Below are 18,701 nucleotides of genomic sequence, written 5' to 3' on the forward strand. Positions count from 1 at the left end.
ATACCGGGGGTGTTTCCGGTGGAAACGGGGGCGGGCCCCGACCGGTGTGGTCGGGGCCCGCATGAGGTGCTCCCGGGGAAGGAATCGAACCCTCATTCAATAGACCAAAACTATTTGTCCTACCATTAGACGACCCGGGATGGTAAGTCACCTATGTCCGTTTTGGTGGGTTGGACTTAAGTGCAGCCCCTACTATGCCGCACCAGGAGCCCTCGATGCGACGGTACAGCTCGGCGCTTTTCAGGACACGTACCGCGAGGCAGCCCCGGTAGTTGTCGCCGACGTTCTTCCGGTTCGTCTTCGGGGTGTGCTTCTTGAGCGATGTCTTCCCGAAGGCGGAAGGTTCGGCGCCGGTGAGTTCGGCCCAGAACTGCTCTGCGGCCGTGACGTCCGCCGTCTCGTGGATCAGGACGTGGAAGCGAAGGTGCTCGTCGTCCACGCCCAGGAGGCGGAGCCAGGCGAGGAAGACCTCGATCAGGCCCGGGTCACTGTTGACGAAGGTGACGCGCTCCTGGGTGCGATACGGCTTGGACTTGGTGCCCTCCGCCCAGTAGAGGCCGACGCCCAGGAGGAAGAGCTCGCGGTCGGTCATCGCGCCGACCTCGGCCGCGGCCTTCTGCTTCTGAGCCTGGCGCTCGGCGTCCCGCCGCTGGAGCGTCGCCTCCCAGCCGCGCCGCCCGATGGCGGACGATTCCTCCCGGGTACGCCTGCGCTCCGGCTTCGGCAGGTCCCGCACCCACAGCGAGATCGAACTCTTCGAGCACCCCAGCTCGACCTGGATCTGGTCGTAGGTCAGACCTCGGAGCCGTAGCTCCCGGGCCCTCTCTCGGACGTCGTCCTTGGCGTTCGGGCGCTTCGTCCACTCGGGGGCGGGTTCACCCTGGAGGAGGCGGTGGAGCATGTCGTTGTTGAAGACCTTCAGCCTGTCCCTGATCTGGCGCACGCTGAGCCCCTCCCGGCGCAGCGCCACCGCCTGCTCGCGCAGGCCCTCGAAGTCGGCGTACTTGCGTGTGGTTTCCGTCATACGGGGATCGTCGTCCGGAATGCGAACGTCCGGGTCGAAAGTGCGGTCGATTCGCTATTTCAGGCGATCGGCATGTGTTTCGTGCTTGTTCGAATGCGGAACGTGCTGTTGCCGGTCACCCGAAATTGGGATGCGTCCGCCCGTAGGCTGGATGCCATGACCGCAACGGGGGCAGACCGGGAAGCGGCGGGAACGACTACCCGCGGCTACTGGTGGTGGGAGCGGCGACGCGGTGTCGCCCTGGACGTGGGGCTCGCGCTGGTGTCGGCGCTGGAGTGTGGCCTGGAGGGGGTGGAGTTCGCCCGGAACACCGGGGTGCCGGTGCCGGTGGGCGTGGTGTTCGGGCTGTTGGCGGGTTCGGTGCTGCTGGTGCGCCGGCGGTGGCCGATCGCCGTGGTGCTCGTGACGATCGCGCTGACGCCCGCGGAGATGGGCTTCTTGATGGCCCTGGTGGGCCTCTACACGCTGGCGGCGTCCGAGGTGCCGCGCCGGATCACCGTCGTGCTGGCGGGGATGGCGTTGGTGGGGACGTTCATCGTCACGTGGGTGCGGCTGCGGCAGAGCGTGGCCGAGCAGGCCGACTTCGGGCCGGGGGACTGGTACGTCCCGCTGTTGTCCGTCTTCATGGCGGTGGGGCTCACGGCCCCGTCCGTGCTGCTCGGCCTCTACACAGGGGCCAGGCGCCGTCTGATGGAGAGCCTGCGGGAGCGGGCCGATTCGCTGGAGCGGGAGCTGTCGCTGCTCGCGGACCGGGCCGAGGAGCGGGCCGAGTGGGCGCGTACGGAGGAGCGGACCCGGATCGCCCGGGAGATGCACGACGTGGTGGCCCACCGGGTGAGCCTGATGGTGGTGCACGCCGCGGCTCTCCAGGCGGTCGCGCCGAAGGATCCGGCGAAGGCCGTGCGTAATGCGGCGCTGGTCGGGGACATGGGGCGGCAGGCGTTGACGGAGTTGCGCGAGATGCTCGGGGTGCTGCGCAGCGGGGACGCGTTGACCGCGCCGGCCGCCGCGGGGGCGGTTCCGCTGGCGTCGGTGCGGAAGGCGGCTGTCGCGGCCGCCGCCACCGTCGCGTCGGAGGACGGGCCCCGGCTGCATGAGCTGGAGGCGTTGGTGGCGCAGTCGCGGCAGGCGGGGATGGTCGTGGAGCTGTCGGTGGACGGTGTGGCGCGGCCGTATCCGCCGGAGGTCGAGCAGACGGCGTTCCGGGTGGTGCAGGAGGCGTTGACGAACGTGCACAAGCACGCGGCGGGCGCGAAGACGTGGGTGCGGCTCGCGCATCGGGAGGCCGAGGTCGCGATGCAGGTGGAGAACGGTCCTTCGGACGCGGCGGCGGCGGATGCGGGTCTGCCGAGCGGGGGGAACGGGCTGGTGGGGATGCGGGAGCGGGTGCTGGGGCTGGGGGGTGTGTTCGTGTCCGGTCCGACGGACGCGGGGGGCTTCCGGGTTTCGGCGGTGCTCCCGGACGCGCTGGGCGACGCCTGAAGCCGAGGTGTGGGGGCCGCACCTTTCATCCTGCCGGGCGTGGGCTGCCCGCTTCGGCCCGCTTGTGTGGAGGGCCGCACATTTCAGCCCGTCCGGCGTTTGAGGACGGAACCCTGGGCGTGGGGAGCGGCGACCCTTCCGGGGCCGGGAAGCGATGGTGCCTCTCCGCGTCCCGGAAGTGATGGTGCCCGTTCGTCCCGGGCGACGGTTCCGTCCTCAAGCGCCGGACGGGCTGGGGGTGGCCGGGGGCGTAGTCAAGCGTCCGACGGGCTGGAGGGGGTGGCCGGGGTCGTCCTCAAGCGCCGGACGGGCTGGAGGGTGTGGCCGGGGGCGTCGTCAAGCGCCGGGCGGGCTGGAGGGGTGGCCGGGCAGGCCGGGGTCAGGCGGAGGTCAGGCGGGCCGGTTGGGTGCCGGTTACCAGGGTGGCCAGGGCATCGTCGATGTCCTGGCCCAGGAACCAGTCCCCCGTGTGGTCGATGCTGTACACCCGGCCCTCCGTGTCGATCGCCAGGACCGCCTGCTCCTCGCCCTCCGCCCCGAGCGGGCTGACCTCCGTCTCCAGGGCGCGGCCGAGGTCCGCGAGCGTCCGCGCCAGGTGGAGGCCGCTGAGCGGGTCGATGCGCACGGCGGCGGGCGCGATCTGCCGGCCGGGTGCGGACGCGGTGATGTGGAGGCCGCCGAACTCCGCCCAGGCCTCGACCGCGGCGGGGAAGACCGCGTGCTGGTGGCCGGCCGGTGAGGCGTGGGAGCGCAGGGCGTCGGCCCATTCCTCGGCCTGGCGGATGTCCCAGCGTCCGGGCTGCCAGCCCGCTTCGCGCAGGGCGGCGTCGACGGCGACGGGGAATCGGGTGGAGGAGTGCTGCTGGCGGTCGTGCATCGGTGGGCGGTCAGCCCTTCTCGGTGGTGGTCGCGGCGCCGGTGGAGGTCAGGTCGACGGGGCGTACGCCGAAGTGGGACAGGAGTGCGGAGCAGGACCGGCAGGGTGGTGCGTAGCTGCCGTGGAGGGGGTCGCCGTCCTCGCGGATGCGGCGGGCGGTGAGCCGGGAGTGTTTGAGCGCGCGGCGCGCTTCCCCGTTGGTCAGGGGTTTTCGCTGGGCGCGTTTGGAGCGCCCGCTCTCGGCGGCGGTGAGTTGGCGTGAGAGCAGTATGGCTTCGGGGCAGCGGCCGGTGAAGCGTTCGCGCTGGCCGCTGGTGAGGGTGTCGAGGAAGTCCTGGACGAGCGGGTGCAGCACCGGTGGCTGGTCCCCCTTGCCGGCGGTGCAGGTCAGCGTCTCGCCGCGTACGGACAGCGCGGCGGCCACGGCGGGGAGAATCCCGTCGCGGCGGTGGATCAGTCGGGGCGTACGGCTGGTTTCGGTGCTGCTCCAGCTGAGGCGCGGATCCCCTGATGTGACGGTTTGTGTGGAATGCATCGTGCTGACGTCCCTCCCTGCAATCCCCCGAGTTGCGGGGACAGCCTGCCAAATGTGCCAGGTGGTGGGGAAGCTGGGTCGGGCAAACGTGTCCGCGTGTCGCCCGGAGGCGCGGGTCTGCCGCCTCACCGTCACGCGAATGTGACCGTTCGTGACGGTTCCGGCGGGACGGGATCCGCTGGTGCCCCACCGCTTAGGCTGTGCGGAACACCGGACGCAGCAGGGGGCAACAGCCATGACGACAGGTCGGCTCGGGCAGCAAGCCGCGCCACCGAACGCCGCCTACGCCGGGCAGGTCGTGAACTTCCCGGACCCGGTCCGGGTGTCCCGTCACCCCAGAGGGGTGCGGATGGACGGGAGCGGCCGCCCGGTTCTTTCGCCGTACGCGCGTGCCGCCGCCGAGATCGCCGATCCGCCTCCGGGCTTCGGTATCGATGAGCTGCGCCTCACCGACTACGTGTCGGCGAACGCGGCGTTGGCGGCGAGCGGTCACGACCTGTGGGACACGATTCCCGCGGTGGCGACCCCGCACGGCTGGACCTGGCATCACGTGCCGGGCGGCCGGCGGATGGAGCTGGTGCCGGTCGAGGTGAAGGCGCTGCTGCGTCATCACGGTGGTCTGGCGGGCACGGACGTGGATCAGGACCGGCGTGGCACCCGCCCGTTGCAGGAGACCCGCCCGGCGCACTTCCGGCTGCCGAGGGGTGCGGCCGCGGTGAGCGAGCAGCAGGTCCAGGGCGTCGAGGAGGACCTCGGCTACCGGCTGCCGGGTGCGTACCGCTCGTTCCTGAAGGCGGCGGGCGGTTCGGCCCCGGTGGGCGCGGCGTTGGACGCGGAGCTGGGGTTGTTGGTGGACCAGCCGTTCTTCACGGTGCGTGACGAGGCCGCGGTGAACGATCTGGTGTACGTGAACAAGTGTCTGCGGGACCACTTCACCAAGGATTTCCTGGGCGTCGCGTTCGTCCAGGGCGGGATTCTCGCTGTGAAGGTGCGCGGCCAGGACCCTGGTTCGGTGTGGTTCTGCCCGTACGACGATGCCCGGGACCAGGACGGCTGGAGTGTCCAGGAGCGTGTGGAGCGGCTGTTGCTGCCCTGCGGTGCGGACTTCGACGCCTTCCTCCAGCGGTTGGCGGGCAATCCGCCGGAGTTGGAGACCGTGGCGAACCTGATGGTGGACGGTGGCTTCGCGCGCGCCGTCCCGGTGGAGGGGTGAGCGCGGTGGTGACTTTCGCGCAGGCGCAGGAGCGGGCGGACGAGTGGGTCAACGGTGACGTGCCCGCGTATCAGCACCGTGAGGTGCGGGTCCGTGAGTTCGAGCTGGGTTTCGTGGTGTGGGCCGAGGACCGGGCGGAGGGCCCCGTGTCGGACGGGGGCCGTCAGCGGCTGGTGATCGCGCGGGACAGCGGTGAGGCGACGTTGTGGCCGGGGTTGCCGGTGGGTGAGGTGATCCGGCGGTACGAGGAGGAGTACGGGACTCCGGCCGGTGCGCCGGTCGCGGCTCCCGAGCCGCCGCAGCGGGTGGATCTGAATCAGACGTCGTTCCTGTTGACGCCGCCGGAGTGGCTCCAGGAGGCGGCGGACAAGCTGGGGATTCCGGACCATCGTGCGGAGCGCCGGGAGTCGGCGGAGGCGGCCGCGGCGGCCTCCGGTGCGCCCGCCGCCCCTGCCGCTTCCGTTCCCGCCTCCGCTTCCGTTCCCGCCTCCGCTCCCGTTTCCCCTCCCGTTTCCGAGCGCGGGCCCGTGTCCTCCGGTGTCGCGGACGTGTCGTCGCCGTCTTCCTCGCCCGCTTCCGTCGGGGGTTCCGCCGCTTCGTGGCCCGCTGCCGGTGGTGGCGACGCCCACGAGCCCACGGCCTCCGACGGTGTGCCCGCGGGGGCGACCCCCTGGGCGGGTACGGACACCAACTCGGACTCCGACGACGGGGCGGTTCCGCTGCCGGCGACGGTGTTCGCGCCGCCGCTGTCGGGCACGGACGACGAGGAGGCCCCGCCGCCGGTCGTCCCGGCGGAGGCGCCGACGGCCCTGATGTCCGGGGGCAGTCAGCTGCCGCGTACGCAGGTGGCGCAGGCGCTCCGCCTGGACCAGGGTCCCCCGGGTGGGGCCGGTGACATCGCGGACGCGGCCACCAGCAAGGCGGTCGCGCCGCCGCGCGGGGCTCGTGGGGCCGGTTCGTCGACCCCGCCGCCGCCCGGCGCCCCGGGGGTTCCCGGGATGCCGCCCGGTGCGACGCCGCCGCCTTCGGGTCCGGGTGCGCCTGGTGCTCCGGCGGGCGGGTACCTGCCGACGCAGCTCGTGTCCCAGCTCGGTCCGCCCGGTGCCACCCCGCCGGGTGCCACCCCGCCGCCCGGGCCTCCTGGGCCCCCTGGTCCTCCCGGCCCTCCTGGCCCGCCGCCGGGTTCCACGCCGCCTCCGGGCGGGGGGATGCACCATGCCGCGACGATGTTCGCCGACGGGAGCAGTATCGGTGCGGGCGTCGCGGGTGCGCCCAGGCCGCCGGGTCCGCCGGGTCCGCCCGGTGCCCCGGGGGTCCCGCAGTCTCCCGGCCCGCCCGGTGTTCCGGGTGCGCCGCAGCCTCCCGGTCCGCCGGGTCCGCCGCCCGGTTCCACGCCGCCTCGTGGCGGGGTGCACCACGCGGAGACGATGTTCGCGAGCCCGGGGCAGGTGGGTCCGCCCAGCCCTCCCGGTCCGCCTGGTCCGCCCGGGGCCCCTGGCGCTTCGCCGGTCGGGGCCCCCGGTCCCGTACCGCAGCCGCCGGGTCCGCCCGGTCCGCCGCCCGGTGGGCACACTCCGCCGCCGGCGGCGTACGGCTATCCGCAGCAGCCCACCGGTCAGCCGACCGTGGGCCCCGGCTACCAGGCCGTGCTGCGGTTCCGGGCTCCGGACGGCAGCGAGCAGCAGCTGATCCGCCGTTCGGCGCCGGGTACCCCGCACCCCGAGTGGCAGATGCTGCACGAGCTGCGGGCGATGAACGTGCCGCCGCAGCAGGTCATCGAGCTGCACACGGAGCTGGAGTCCTGTGAGCTGCCGGGCGGGTACTGCGCGCGGATGATCCGGGAGACCTGGCCGCAGGTGCGGATCACCAGCGTCGCCCCGTACGGCACGGATCACGCCAGTCGGCAGCAGGGCATGCAGCATCTGCTGACGCACCAGGGCGAGCTGCACCAGGTCGCGGACGGCCCGGCGCGGCCGGCGCCGGTGCGGGCGCCGCTGCCGCAGATGCCGCCCGCCCCGGCGCTGCCGCCGGAGGCGGTGGCCGAGGAGCTGGCGCAGGCGTTCGGTCCGCAGGGCATCCTGCGGTTCGACCAGCGTGCGGTGTCCCGTCAGGGGGTGCCGGAGATCGTCGCGCACACCCTGGTGTGGGCGGGGCTGCCCGCCGATTTCGGGCCGTTTTTCTGGGCGCAGCCGGGTCAGCCGGTGGTGCCGACGCTGGCCGAGCTGGCGGCGCAGCGTCAGGTGCGGTCCGCGCCGGACGCGGGGTCGTATCTGGTGATGGGCACGGACTTCGGCCGGGCGATCTGTGTGCAGTACGGGACGGCGAACATCGTGGCCGTGCCGGTGGAGGCGGGCCCCGGCGGGCAGTCGGTGCCGCCGCAGTTCGTGAACACCGGGCTGCCGGAGTTCGTGCGGTCGATGGCGTTGCTGGGCCGCATGTGGCGGCTGCGGTTCGGTCTGAACCCGGAGCAGGCGGGCCGCTGGACCGTCGATTTCCAGGCACAGCTGGTGGCGCTGGACCCGGCGGCGCTGGCGTCGCCGGAGAGCTGGTGGTCGGTGCTGCTGGAGCAGATGTGGGACGGCCTGATCTGAGCCGTACGCGGAGCTGAGCGGCGAGCGCGGCGGAGGCGCCCGGACCCGGAAGGGCCCGGGCGCCTCCTTGCGTACCGGGGGTGCACCGGGACGTGTACCGGGACGCCTGGCCGATGATCACCGGTTCGCCCGGATCTGTGATGCCGGTCGCTTCCGGCCTGAATGCCGCTGATCGATTCCGACTTCCGGCACCAATTGCCGCATCCTTGACGTGTTACGGGTGTCGGAGCGTGGCAGAGCGTGTCGGCGGGTCGGAGAGAGGTTTCAGGGATGAGTGCTGGACCGGTGTCCGCGTACGACGTCGTCGGGGTGCGGGGGCGTGGTTACCGTCCGGAGCAGGTGGACCGGGCGACGGCCAACCTGATCGCCGAGCGGGACGGGGCGCTCGCCGAGCTCGCGCGGCTGACGGGCCGGGTGGAGGAGCTGCTCGCCGAGTCCGCCCGGCTGGCGGAGACCGTCGCGACGCTGCCCGTGCAGGACTACGCGGAGCTGGGGGAGCGGGCCCAGCGGATCCTGGCGCTGGCCGAGAGCGAGGCGGAGGCCCTGCACGCCGATGCGGTCGCGGCGGGCCAGGCGCTGCGGGACGCGGCCGAGGCGGCGGGCCGGGCGGCCGGGGACGCGGCGCGCGAGGCGGCCGGCGAGGTGCGTGCGGCGGCGGACCGGGCGGCCGACGAGCGGGTGGCCGGGGCGGTCCGGGAGGCGGAGGGCCTGCTCGCCGCGGTCCGGCAGGACGCCGAGGAGGTGCGGGCGGCGGCTGCTTCCGCGATGGCGGCGACCCGTGACCGTACGGCGAGTGTGCTGGCCCACCAGGAGCAGGAGCACGCGGAGCGTCTCAAGGCGGCCGAGGCCGAACTGGCCGCCGAGGACGCGGCGTCGGAGGCCCGGTTCGCGGGGCTGACCGAGCGGGCGGAGGCGCTGCTCGCGGAGGCGGGCCGGGACCTCGCCGCCACGCAGGAGGCGGCCCGGCACGGCCAGGAGGACGCGGAGGCGCGGGCGGCGGAGCTGCTGGCTGAGGCACGGGTCCGCGAGGAGCGGGTGGTGCGGGAGACGGAGCGGATCCTCCGGGAGCACGACGAGGGCCGCGAGGAGGCCCAGGCGCACATGGCGCATGTGCGCAGCTCGCTGGCGGCGCTGACGGGGCGGGTGGCGTCGGAGGACTGAACGGGCCCCGGCGGGTCGCAACGTCCCGGCGGATCGCAACGTCCCGGTGGGTCGCACAGTCCCGGCGGGTCGCAACGTCCCGGCAGGTCGCACGGTCCCGGCAGGTCGCAACGGGTGGCAACTCTTGACGAACGCGTGTTCTCAGGAGGTGATGGAAGCGTTCAGTTCCCACGTATCCGTTCCCCGTTCAGCAGGGAGTGTGCATGTCGGTCCCAGCGCCGGACATTTTGTCACCGGAGTTCGAGAAAGATCCGTATCGGGCGTATCGCCTGATGCGTCAGGACGCGCCCCTGATGTGGCACGAGGCCACCGGAAGTTACATCGTCTCGCGTTACGAGGACGTCGAGCGCGTCTTCAAGGACAGAGAAGGCGAATTCACCACGGAGAACTACGACTGGCAGATCGAGCCGGTCCACGGGCGGACGATTCTCCAGCTCAGCGGGCGTGAGCACGCCGTGCGCCGGGCCCTGGTCGCGCCGGCCTTCCGGGGCAGTGACCTGCGCGAGAAGTTTTTACCGGTCATCGAGCGCAATTCGCGCGAATTGATCGACAGGTTCCGCGATGCGGGTTCCGTCGATCTGGTCGCCGACTACGCCACCCGTTTTCCTGTCAACGTCATTGCCGACATGCTCGGTCTGGACAAGTCCGACTATGAGCGCTTTCACGGCTGGTACACGGCCGTCATCGCGTTTCTCGGCAATCTCTCCGGTGATCCGGAGGTGACCCGGGCCGGTGAGCGTACGCGCGTCGAGTTCGCCGAGTACATGCTGCCGATCATCCGGGAGCGGCGGGAGGCGCCGGGCGACGATCTGCTGTCGACCCTGTGCACCGCGGAGGTCGACGGCGTCCGGATGGGCGACGAGGACATCAAGGCGTTCTGCAGTCTGCTGCTGGCCGCCGGGGGCGAGACCACCGACAAGGCCATCGCCGGTATCTTCGCCAATCTGCTGAGCCACCCCGAGCAGTTGGAGGCGGTCCGCGCCGATCGCACCCTGATACCCCGGGCGTTCGCCGAGACGCTGCGCTACACACCGCCGGTGCACATGATCATGCGCAAGTCGGCGACGGACGTGGCGCTCGGCGGTGGCACCGTACCGGCGGGTTCCACCGTCACCTGCCTGATAGGCGCCGCCAACCGTGACGAGGACCGCTACCGGAATCCCGATGTCTTCGACATCTTCCGTGAGGACCTGACCGCCACGAACGCCTTCTCGGCGGCGGCCGACCATCTCGCCTTCGCGCTCGGCCGGCACTTCTGCGTCGGTGCTCTGCTGGCCAAGGCCGAGGTGGAGATCGGGGTGGGCCAGTTGCTGGACGCGATGCCGGACCTGCGGCTGGCCGAGGGCTTCGACCCGGTCGAGCGGGGTGTCTTCACCCGGGGGCCGCAGAGCCTGCCGGTCCGCTTCACGCCGGTGCCCGGCTGACCGGAACGCCGACTGTCCGACTGCCCGTCTGACCGGGACGTCGACGTCGGCCCGAGCGGCCGGCTGGCCGGCTGACCGGCTGTCCGGCTGTCCGGAACGTCGACGTCGACCCGAGCGGCCGGATCCGCCACGGACTCCGGCCGCTCGCACCGAAACGGTGCCGAGGGACCCGCCCTGACCCGCCCTAATGCGCCATCGGGCTGAACTGGACCGGCAGCGTCGACAGGCCGCGCATCCAGATCGAAGGACGCCAGGAGAGCTCCGTCGGCTCGACCGCCAGCATCAGGTCCGGCAGCTGTTCCAACAGCGTCTCCACCGCCGTACGGGCCATCACGTCGGCCAGCAGCGGCGCGGGGTAGGGGCAGCGGTGTTCACCGCCGCTGAACGACAGGTGCGCGGAGTTCTCGGCGCCGACGTAACTCTCCGGCCAGATCTCCGGGTCGGTGTTGGCCGCGGCGAGTCCGAGGACCAGGCAGTCGCCCGCCCGGATGTGCCGGCCGCCGAGCTGGGTGTCCCGTACGGCCCAGCGGCCGATGAAGTTCTGCGTCGGGGTGTCGAGCCACAGCACCTCGTTGAGCGCCTCGCCGACGCTGAGCCGCCCGCCGGAGACGTTCAGCGCGAAGCGTTCGTCCGTCAGGAGCAGCCGCAGCGTGTTGCAGATCCAGTTCGCGGTGGGCTGCTGGGCGGCGGCGATCACCGAGATCAGGTCCTGGACGATCTCCTCGTCCGTGAGGCCGGCCCCGTGCGTCACCATGCGGGAGGTGACGTCGGTGCCGGGTGCCGTCCGCTTGTCCTTGACCAGTTGGCGCAGCCGGTCGCCGACGCGTCCGTAGGCCGCCACCGGGTCGTCGCCCTCGCCGGCGTCGAGCGAGATGCGCAGGTCGTCCACCAACTGCTGGGTGTCGGAGCCCGACACCGGCATGCCGCACATCTGGACCACGGCCCGCATCGGCAGGGCGTGGACGTAACTGCTCATCAGTTCCGTTCGGCCACTGCCGGCGAACTCCGCGATGAGCCGGTCGGCGATGCGCCGGCAGTCGCGTGCCAGCTCGAACTGGTCGATGCCTTCGAGGGCTTCGGTGATGACGCCGGCCCTGCGCCGGTGCTCGTCGCCCTCGGTGAAGAGCACCGACGGCTGGTAGCCGACGAACGGCATCAGCGGCCAGTCCGGGGGGATGGTCTCCCACTCGTTCCAGCGGCGCGAGTCCCGCGCGAACAGTTCGTCGTGCGTGGTGACGTAGGACAGTTCGGCGTAGCCGAGGACCAGCCAGGCCGGAACGTCACCGTCCAGCAGGACCGGCGCCACCGCCCCGTGCTCCCGTCGCAGCGAGCGGTAGAGCTCGGTTGGCGTCTGCTGGTAGGAGGCTCCGGACAGCCGCACCGCGCCGACGTCGCCACCGGCACCGACCGGGCAGCCGGAGGGGCCCCGGGGATCGAAGGAGGGACTGGAGGGACTGGAGGCACTGGAAGGGCTGGAGGGGCTGGAGGGGCTGGAGGTGCTCATAGTGTCGTCTCCCGGGCGATGGCCATCGTGCGCAGATGGTCGACGAGCGTGATCAGGACGTTCTTGCTGGACCGCCGGACCCGGGCGTCGCAGTCGATCATCGGGATGTGCTCGGGCAGGGCCAGGGCCTGACGGATCTCGTCGAGGGGGTGGGCGAGGTCGTCGTCGAAGCGGTTGACCGCCACCACGAACGGGGTGCCGTGGTGTTCCAGCCGGTCGATCGCGTACCAGGAGTCGTTCATGCGGCGGGTGTCCACGAGGACCACGGCGCCGAGTGTGCCGGAGAACAGGCGGTCCCACAGGAACCAGAAGCGTTCCTGGCCCGGGGCGCCGAACAGGTAGAGCACGATGCGCTCGTTGAGGCTGATGCGCCCGAAGTCGAAGGCGACCGTGGTGGTCGTCTTGCCGTCGACGCCGTCCGTCTCGTCGACGCCGACGCCCGCCTGCGTCATCACCTCTTCGGTGTTCAGCGGCCGGATCTCGCTCACCGAGTGGACGAGCGTGGTCTTGCCGACGCCGAATCCTCCGACGACGACTATCTTCAGGCCGGTTTCCGCGGCGTCGGCCAGCGGTGTGCGCCGGTCCGGCAGCTCATAGCCTCCGGAGTCCATGGAGCACCTCCTTCAGCAGGTCGGAGTCGGGGAGCGCGTTGGGTGAGGTCGCCGAGCGGGGGTGGCGGGCGGTGATACGGCCCATGTCGTGGAGGTCGTCGAGCAGGATGCGCACCACGGTGACGGGGAGGGAGAGTTCGGCGGCGATCTCGACGACGGCGGTCGGGTGGCGGCACAGGTCGAGGATCCGCGCGTGCTCCGACTGCATTCCGGCGGTGGGCCGGCACTCGCTGACGACCAGGGTCACCAGGTCGAAGGAGTCCGCGGAGCGGCTCCGTCCGCCGGTGACCGTGTAGAGCCGGTCGGGAGCTCCGGTGTCGACGGGGCGAAGGGTCATGACGCGCTCCTCGGCACCTCGCCGCGTGGTGCGGCGCGCAGGTGCTCGCCGATCTGCTCGACCATCTCCGTCATCTGGTGGCCCACCACGCTGGGGTCGGCCTCCTCCGTGGCGACGACGGCCAGATGCGCGCCTTCACCGGCCTCGACGATGAAGAGCAGGCCGCCGTGGAACTCGGTCATCGAGTGCCGGACGCCTCCGGTGCTGTCGCCGAACTCGATGGAGGCGCCCTGTGCGAGCGCCTGCATGCCCGAGCAGATGGCCGCCAGTTGATCGGCCTGGTCGAGGGTGAGGTGCTCGGTCCAGCAGAGCTTGAGCCCGTCGCGTGACAGGGCCAGGGCGTGCCGGGTGCCGGGGGTCTGCTCGAGGAGCCTCTGCAGGAGCCAGGTGAGGCTGTTGTCTGTGGTCTGCATGACGAGTGACGGGACCGCGGCGCCGGGGGAGCGGCGAGGGCCCGCACCTCCAATCTCGGGTGTTCGAGCGAGCGCGTCCGGTGACCGGACACCGAACGGATGGGCGTTCCGGGTTACGGAGCGGTGGTCGGCGGTACGGTCCCGCCGTCGGGTCCTTCGGCTCTGCCGTCTGGATCTCCGGCCCTGCCTTCGGGATGTCCGGGAGCGCCTCCGGGACTGCCTGGACTGCCTCCGGGATTGCTCGCGGGCTGGGTGCCGCGCCGGAAGGCGCCGAACTGCTGTCCCGCGCTGCGTGGCGGTGAGGTCCGCGGCGTGTTGCCGCGCGGGCCCCCCGGAGCGGCGGGCGCGGGCGAGCCGCGGTGGCGGCCGCGCTCCCGGTCCGCCTCTGCCATGGTGCGGCCGGGCGTCCGTACGGGCAGACCGCCGGGGGTGGAGCTCACCGCCGGGCTCGCGGCCGCCCGCCCGTGCTCGCGCGGACGGACCACGAGGTGGTTCTCCGCCGGTGCGGGCGCCGGAGGCGTCACGGCGGCGGGCGCGTCCGCTCCGGGCACGGAGGGCGTCCGGGGCACGGGAGTGCCGGGCGGCGGCGTGGAGGACGGTGACGGCTGTACGGGCGTGGGCTCGGGTGCGACCGGAGGCGCCGGGGAAGCCGGTGCGGCGGGAGGCGTCTGGTAAGCCGGTGCCGGTGCCGGTGCCGGTGCCGGTGCCGGTACGGGTGCCGGGGAGGCGGGCGCGGGCTGCGCGGGCGCGGGCGGCGTCGGCGCGGGCGCCTGTGCGGCTGAGGCGGGTGCGGCGACCGCCCGCTGAACCGGAGCCGGGTGGTTGTTCTCCCGGGGCTCCTGCGCGATCAGATGCCGGGGCAGCAGGACGACCACGCCGGTGCCGCCGCGCGAGGACGGGCGGTAGTTGACGCTGATCCGGTGCTTGAGCGCGAGCCGTCCGACGACGGCGAGGCCGAGCCGGGTGCCCTGGAGCGTCGCGAGGTCCGTCATGCGGCCGGCGACGGAGTCCGCCGCCCGTCGCATCGCCGCGTCGGCCATCTTCAGACCGCTGTCCTCGATGGTGACGACGATGCCGGTGCCGCGTTCCTCGACGTAGACGTGCACCTCGTCGATGGGCGGGGAGAAGTTGGCGGCGTTGTCCATCAGTTCGGCGAGCAGGTGCATGACGCCTTCGGCGGCGAAACCGGAGATGGAGACGTTGGAGGAGCAGTGCAGCCGTACGCGCTGATAGGCGGCGATGCGGCCGACCGCGCCGCGCAGGATGCTCTCCATGACGATCGGCCTGTTCCAGGCGCGGCTCGGCCGGCCGCCCATCAGCAGCGCCAGCCGGTCGGTCATCAGGCCGAGCTGCGAGGTGCTGTGGTCCAGCTTCAGCAGATCCCCGAACACCTCTTCGCCGTGACGTTCCTGCATGTTCCGCAGATCGGCGAGCATGCTGACGGACTTCGCCTGGACCCGGCTGAGCGCCTTGGCCGACGCGGTCGTCGCCGCGAGAGCGCGGCGCTCGCTGAGCGCGAGCTCCCGGAGCACCGCCTCGACCGACGCGCGCAGCAGCGGCTGCTCCGGCAGGTACACCTCGGACTGCACGGTGGCGCCGGACTCCCCGTCACGGAGCCTGGCGACCACGCCCGGCAGCGTCTCACGCGTGAACCGGTCCACCTCGGAGGTCAGCGCGTGCAGCTCCTCACGGAGCCGTGCGTTCTCCGCTCCCAGCTCGTCGTGGACCCGGGTGCTCTCCGTCCGCAGCGCGGCGGTCTGCTGCGCCTGCCCTTCGACCGTGGTCGCGAGGACGTGCAGCAGCTTGCGCTGACGCGGGCTGCGCGGCAGCGGGACCCGGCCGAGGGCGTCGGCGGCCTTCACCCCGCCGCGTACCAGCTGGATCAACGCGGGCAGCGCCACATCGGCGGTGTGCGCCGTGTCCGTTTCGAGAGCGGCCAGCGAGGCCTTGAGCTGTTCGGCCTCCGCGCCCTTGGCCGACGCCGAGCGCCGGGCCCGCCGGGTGACGCCGTGAGCGGTGGCAAGGGTGACGGCCAGCGCCACCCAGGCGGTGAGCACCACCGCCACGACCCAGCCGCGGGCCTCCGACGGCGCCAGAGTCGCTGCCACGGCTCCGGCGACGGCACACGCCGACAACACGGCCACGAGCGGGGCTATCGCGGCCCTCGGTGCTTTCCTCGGCCGGTGCTGACTGGCTGGTGCGGGTTTCGGCATGGATGCGGTTCCCTCAGTTCTACCGGGCAGAAGGTATGCGCCGCTCCGAGAAGGTGCAGATCACCTTGGCGCATCGGAGGAAAGCGGAAGCGGTCTTTCCTGTCAGGGGTTGACCACATCGTAGACATGCTTGTGCGGCGGATGATCCGGTCTGCGGCATAGTCCGTAGGCAGAGTGATTTTGTCGAGAAGTGGCCAGTGGGCTCAGGGTGTTGTGGTACTCGCGAGGCGGCGCGCTCGTGAGGGCGGGCGCCGGGGCGAACCTGGCTGCCGGACGGCGGCCCAGGTGTGTGCGATGCACCCATCGATGCGCCCCCCCGATGGGCCTCGGACGAAGCCGTGAACCAAGCCGCGAAGCGGAGATGGCAGCTGCGGAGGAATTCTTTTCGGTCAATCTGGAAAATCTCGCCGCGCCGTTCGACAGGGCGCGGCGGCATCGGTAGATCCGGGATGTCACCGGTAAGTGCTCAGTGACACCAGTAAGCAGCTGTTTCTCATCTCCGGTTCCGAGTGGCCTCGGGTCTGGCTTTGTTCACGGAGTGCGAGCGTCGACAGCGATTGTTCAGCTGTTCAGCACTTCGGGAGGCACCGAAACCGTGCCGTGTTCGGTGGTCAAGGCAGGAGGCAGCGCCGGGTCCGTGTCGCTCGGTGACTGGTAGCCCCGCCAACAAGGGCGTCGGCCGATTCGGGCCTGCCCCCCGGGAGACGTTCGTGGGCCGCCTCAGTCCTTCCGGTAGGTGGCGACTGCGTCATCACCGAAGGACGCGGCGAGCGCCCGTGTGATCAGGTCGGGCAGCTTGGTGTGTCCGTCGTCTTCGGTCCAACGTGTCAGCGCCGTGTGCATCGCGGCCAAGCAGGCGCTGGTCGCCGCCTGGGCGCGGAACGCGGCGTCGGGATCGGTCGCGTCATCCCCGAGGGCGTCGACGATGGCCTGTTGCAGCGCGTACTGGCTGTCCAGGTGCCGGGCCCGAGCGACGGCGGCGCGTCCTGTAGCTCCCCGTGGTGTTCCGGCTGTGCGGCATCTCTGTGCCCAGCGCTGCGAGGGCTCTGGTGGTGATGCGTTCGACATCGCCGCGCTCGGCCTCCGGGAGTGCGGCGCCCGAGGACTCCCGGGCCCGGGCAGCTGTGCCCAGGAGGCGGGCGGCCTTGCCCACGTCATAGCGGGGTGCCGGGCGTCGGTTCTTGGCGCCGGGTGGCCGTCCGGGCCCGGCGCCGCGGGGTTGGGGGACACGGGCCGGGCAGAGCAGAAGATCGCGGATGTTCCTGAACCCCCGTCGGACCCCCGCCTGGGTGAACAAGTTCGGGACGCCGTTCAAAGCCAGAAGATCAAGAACAAGCTCAGCCTTGAAGGAACTCGATGAGCTTCGGCGCGAGTTTCTTGGGCGCCATGACCACCGCTCCGTGATTGAGGCCCTGGAGCGTGTGATGGTCGGCGTCGGGCAGCACCTCCGTGACCGCTCGCGCGGCGCTCTGGAAGCCGTCCGGGCTCTTGGAGCCGGTCATGACGAGGGTCGGTGCGGTCGCGGGCGACCACACCTCGGCGGTGAGGGGTTTGCCCTGCTGGGTGTCGCCCATGACCGCGATGTCGTAGGGCAGGGTGTGGGCCATTGCCTTGAGGTTCGACCACACTCCGGGCATCAGCCGCATCGATCCGACCATGAACGCGGGCATACCCTGGGCCTTGGTCATGAAGGTCTTGACCGCCTCGCCGCGCCGGTCCTCGGCGATCAGACCGTCGATGCGCCGTGCGCCGAGCGGCCGTGGCCCCCGTTGCGGTCATTCCCCAGGACCACCTCGCACAAGCCGCCTGGACCCATCACCAACGCCCCAACCACGGCCCTGATCCGGCACGGAGTTCAGAACCGGCTTTCTACGCCTCGGCTTGCTCTTTGCCGTGGGTGGGGACGATGTCGAGCTGGCGCATGCGCCGGTCGCCCCATTCTCCCAGACCCTCGAGGGCCGCGTAGAGCTCGGCGCCTGCCTTGGTCAGTTCGTATTCGACTCGGGGAGGTGTCTCCTCGAACACGGTCCGCCAGACGATCCCGTCCGCCTCGAGCTCGCGAAGTTGCTGGGCGAGGACCTTCTCGCTGATGCCGGGGAGGCTACGGCGCAACTCGCCGAATCGACGGAGCCGTTCGTCCAGCGCCCAGAGGATCAGCGCTTTCCACTCGCCCTCGACGACATCCATCGCGGCGTCGAGGGCATGTAGGGCGGGTTACGCATCTGCCTCGTGGTAGCCGGGCTGCCCCCTTGTTCGTGGAAGCTCCTGGTGCGGGATCAACTGGCGTCGACGGCACGGCGCATCCGCCACAGCGAGGCGCGCAGGTGCCCGGCCAGATCCGTGGGCACGCCCGCCTCCCCGGAGGCGGAGAGGATGTTCTCCAGGCCGGTCGCCTGCATCGCCGGGTTGTACTCGTCCGGGACGGTTTCGCTCACGTCGGCCCCGGCGACCGTGATCGGCAGCATCTGCTCCATCCAGGGCTGGAGCACCTCCTGCCTGAACGTCTCGACGTCGCCGCCTTCCGCGTGGACCAACGCCACGGCGTGATCGGCCCCGGCCCCCATGCCGTACATGCCGCTCAGCGCGGCCATGTCGTACAGCGCCGCGAACCCCGGGTCCTCGCCCACCCAATGAGAACGGCCGATGGAGCCGAGCACCGGGGCGACACGGTCGAACACGTCTCGCGCACCGCTGTAGAGGATGAAGGCCCCCTGCGTCCCGACCGTCGTGGGTACGGCCATGATCCCACCGGCCAGGAAGTGCACCCCGTACCCCTCGACCCATCGGGCAAGCTCTCGCGCCTGCCGTACGGAGCCGCTGGTGAGGTTGACCAGTGTGCCACCGCCCAACTCCCGCACGGCTGGTGCGAGCGTCGCGCGGACACTGGCGTCGTCCAGAAGGCACACGACCGTCAGATCGCCGGCCTTGATCGCCTCTTCAGGACTCGACGCCTCCCGCGCACCACGCGCGACCAGTTCACCCGCTTTCCCTGGAGTGCGGTTCCAGACCGTCACCTCGCGACCGGCACCGAGGAGCGCACTCGCCAGCGCTCGTCCCATGGCTCCCAGGCCGAGAATGCTGATTCGTTCATATCGCGTCTTCATGCAGAACACTGTTCACGCAGGATGGAACGCGATACAAGAACTGACTTGGAAGTGCGTGGTTACCCAAAGGTCAGTCACCTGGCCTGCGCCGGACCGGGGGGCCAGGGTGCGGAACCAGTGGAAAAGTCGAGAAACACGCCCTGAACTTGACGTCTGTCTGATGAGGTCTGCACGGGCTCGAACTCGCCAGACAGACGGCAAGCTGAAGCCGC

17 protein-coding genes, 1 tRNA gene and 1 pseudogene are annotated in these 18,701 nt (G+C 71.4%); 5 read left to right on the forward strand and 14 right to left on the reverse strand.

Annotated features, from left to right (window positions below):
- Nucleotides 1–69 precede the first annotated feature (69 nt).
- Both D581_RS0134725 and D581_RS0134730 read right to left on the reverse strand, forming a co-directional pair.
- Nucleotides 70–140, reverse strand: a tRNA-Gln gene (locus D581_RS0134725).
- 11 nt (nt 141–151) lie between these two features.
- Nucleotides 152–1,024 carry a hypothetical protein gene (locus D581_RS0134730; protein ID WP_018961724.1) on the reverse strand — a complete coding sequence of 291 codons (873 nt, stop codon included), beginning with the start codon at nt 1,022–1,024 and terminating at the stop codon, nt 152–154.
- 156 nt (nt 1,025–1,180) lie between these two features.
- Between D581_RS0134730 and D581_RS0134735 the strand changes: the two genes are divergently transcribed.
- Nucleotides 1,181–2,506 carry a sensor histidine kinase gene (locus D581_RS0134735; protein ID WP_018961725.1) on the forward strand — a complete coding sequence of 442 codons (1,326 nt, stop codon included), beginning with the start codon at nt 1,181–1,183 and terminating at the stop codon, nt 2,504–2,506.
- 379 nt (nt 2,507–2,885) lie between these two features.
- On the opposite strand, the gene D581_RS0134740 is transcribed toward D581_RS0134735, so the two are convergent.
- Nucleotides 2,886–3,383, reverse strand: coding sequence for an SUKH-3 domain-containing protein (locus D581_RS0134740; protein ID WP_018961726.1), 498 nt, complete (start codon nt 3,381–3,383; stop codon nt 2,886–2,888).
- 10 nt (nt 3,384–3,393) lie between these two features.
- Nucleotides 3,394–3,918, reverse strand: a complete 525-nt coding sequence (locus D581_RS0134745) for a YwqJ-related putative deaminase (protein ID WP_026291174.1) — start codon at nt 3,916–3,918, stop codon at nt 3,394–3,396.
- A gap of 235 nt (nt 3,919–4,153) precedes the next feature.
- Between D581_RS0134745 and D581_RS0134750 the strand changes: the two genes are divergently transcribed.
- From D581_RS0134750 to D581_RS0134765, 4 genes are all read left to right on the forward strand, one after another.
- Nucleotides 4,154–5,131, forward strand: coding sequence for an SMI1/KNR4 family protein (locus D581_RS0134750; RefSeq protein WP_018961728.1), 978 nt, complete (start codon nt 4,154–4,156; stop codon nt 5,129–5,131).
- Between the two features lie 5 nt (nt 5,132–5,136).
- A complete protein-coding gene (locus D581_RS0134755; RefSeq protein WP_032753560.1) occupies nt 5,137–7,722 on the forward strand; it encodes an SUKH-4 family immunity protein in 2,586 nt (861 codons plus the stop codon).
- Nucleotides 7,723–7,992: 270 nt separating this feature from the next.
- Nucleotides 7,993–8,883 carry a hypothetical protein gene (locus tag D581_RS0134760; protein WP_026291176.1) on the forward strand — a complete coding sequence of 297 codons (891 nt, stop codon included), beginning with the start codon at nt 7,993–7,995 and terminating at the stop codon, nt 8,881–8,883.
- A 272-nt stretch (nt 8,884–9,155) separates the two neighbouring features.
- Nucleotides 9,156–10,307, forward strand: coding sequence for a cytochrome P450 (locus D581_RS0134765; protein ID WP_018961731.1), 1,152 nt, complete (start codon nt 9,156–9,158; stop codon nt 10,305–10,307).
- A 184-nt stretch (nt 10,308–10,491) separates the two neighbouring features.
- Here D581_RS0134765 and D581_RS0134770 read toward each other — a convergent pair whose 3' ends face one another.
- From D581_RS0134770 to D581_RS0134810, 10 genes and pseudogenes are all read right to left on the reverse strand, one after another.
- Complete coding sequence (locus D581_RS0134770) at nt 10,492–11,811, reverse strand: cytochrome P450 (RefSeq protein ID WP_018961732.1); 1,320 nt, start codon at nt 11,809–11,811, stop codon at nt 10,492–10,494.
- Nucleotides 11,808–12,422 carry an ATP/GTP-binding protein gene (locus tag D581_RS0134775; RefSeq protein WP_018961733.1) on the reverse strand — a complete coding sequence of 205 codons (615 nt, stop codon included), beginning with the start codon at nt 12,420–12,422 and terminating at the stop codon, nt 11,808–11,810. Before D581_RS0134775 ends, D581_RS0134770 begins: the two co-directional genes overlap by 4 nt.
- Nucleotides 12,403–12,759: a DUF742 domain-containing protein gene (locus D581_RS0134780; protein ID WP_018961734.1), complete on the reverse strand. Its 357-nt coding sequence runs from the start codon at nt 12,757–12,759 to the stop codon at nt 12,403–12,405. Before D581_RS0134780 ends, D581_RS0134775 begins: the two co-directional genes overlap by 20 nt.
- Nucleotides 12,756–13,172, reverse strand: coding sequence for a roadblock/LC7 domain-containing protein (locus D581_RS0134785; protein ID WP_007447032.1), 417 nt, complete (start codon nt 13,170–13,172; stop codon nt 12,756–12,758). Before D581_RS0134785 ends, D581_RS0134780 begins: the two co-directional genes overlap by 4 nt.
- A 113-nt stretch (nt 13,173–13,285) precedes the next feature.
- Entirely contained in the window at nt 13,286–15,385 is a 2,100-nt protein-coding gene (locus D581_RS0134790; RefSeq protein ID WP_026291177.1) for an ATP-binding protein, read from the reverse strand.
- Between the two features lie 720 nt (nt 15,386–16,105).
- The gene (locus tag D581_RS01000000138165; RefSeq protein WP_469224255.1) at nt 16,106–16,453 is read right to left on the reverse strand and encodes a hypothetical protein; all 348 of its coding nucleotides are present in this window, start codon (nt 16,451–16,453) and stop codon (nt 16,106–16,108) included.
- A 67-nt stretch (nt 16,454–16,520) separates the two neighbouring features.
- A pseudogene (locus D581_RS1000000142410) lies at nt 16,521–16,676 on the reverse strand (NF041680 family putative transposase); the annotation flags it as partial.
- 46 nt (nt 16,677–16,722) lie between these two features.
- On the reverse strand, nt 16,723–17,073 hold the full coding sequence (locus D581_RS01000000138170; protein WP_018961737.1) for a hypothetical protein: 351 nt from the start codon (nt 17,071–17,073) through the stop codon (nt 16,723–16,725).
- A 181-nt stretch (nt 17,074–17,254) separates the two neighbouring features.
- On the reverse strand, nt 17,255–17,572 hold the full coding sequence (locus D581_RS0134805) for a winged helix-turn-helix transcriptional regulator (protein WP_018961738.1): 318 nt from the start codon (nt 17,570–17,572) through the stop codon (nt 17,255–17,257).
- Nucleotides 17,573–17,661: 89 nt separating this feature from the next.
- On the reverse strand, nt 17,662–18,489 hold the full coding sequence (locus tag D581_RS0134810; RefSeq protein WP_026291178.1) for an NAD(P)-binding domain-containing protein: 828 nt from the start codon (nt 18,487–18,489) through the stop codon (nt 17,662–17,664).
- Nucleotides 18,490–18,701 lie beyond the last annotated feature (212 nt).

The sequence above is a fragment of the Streptomyces sp. CNB091 genome, from assembly GCF_000377965.1.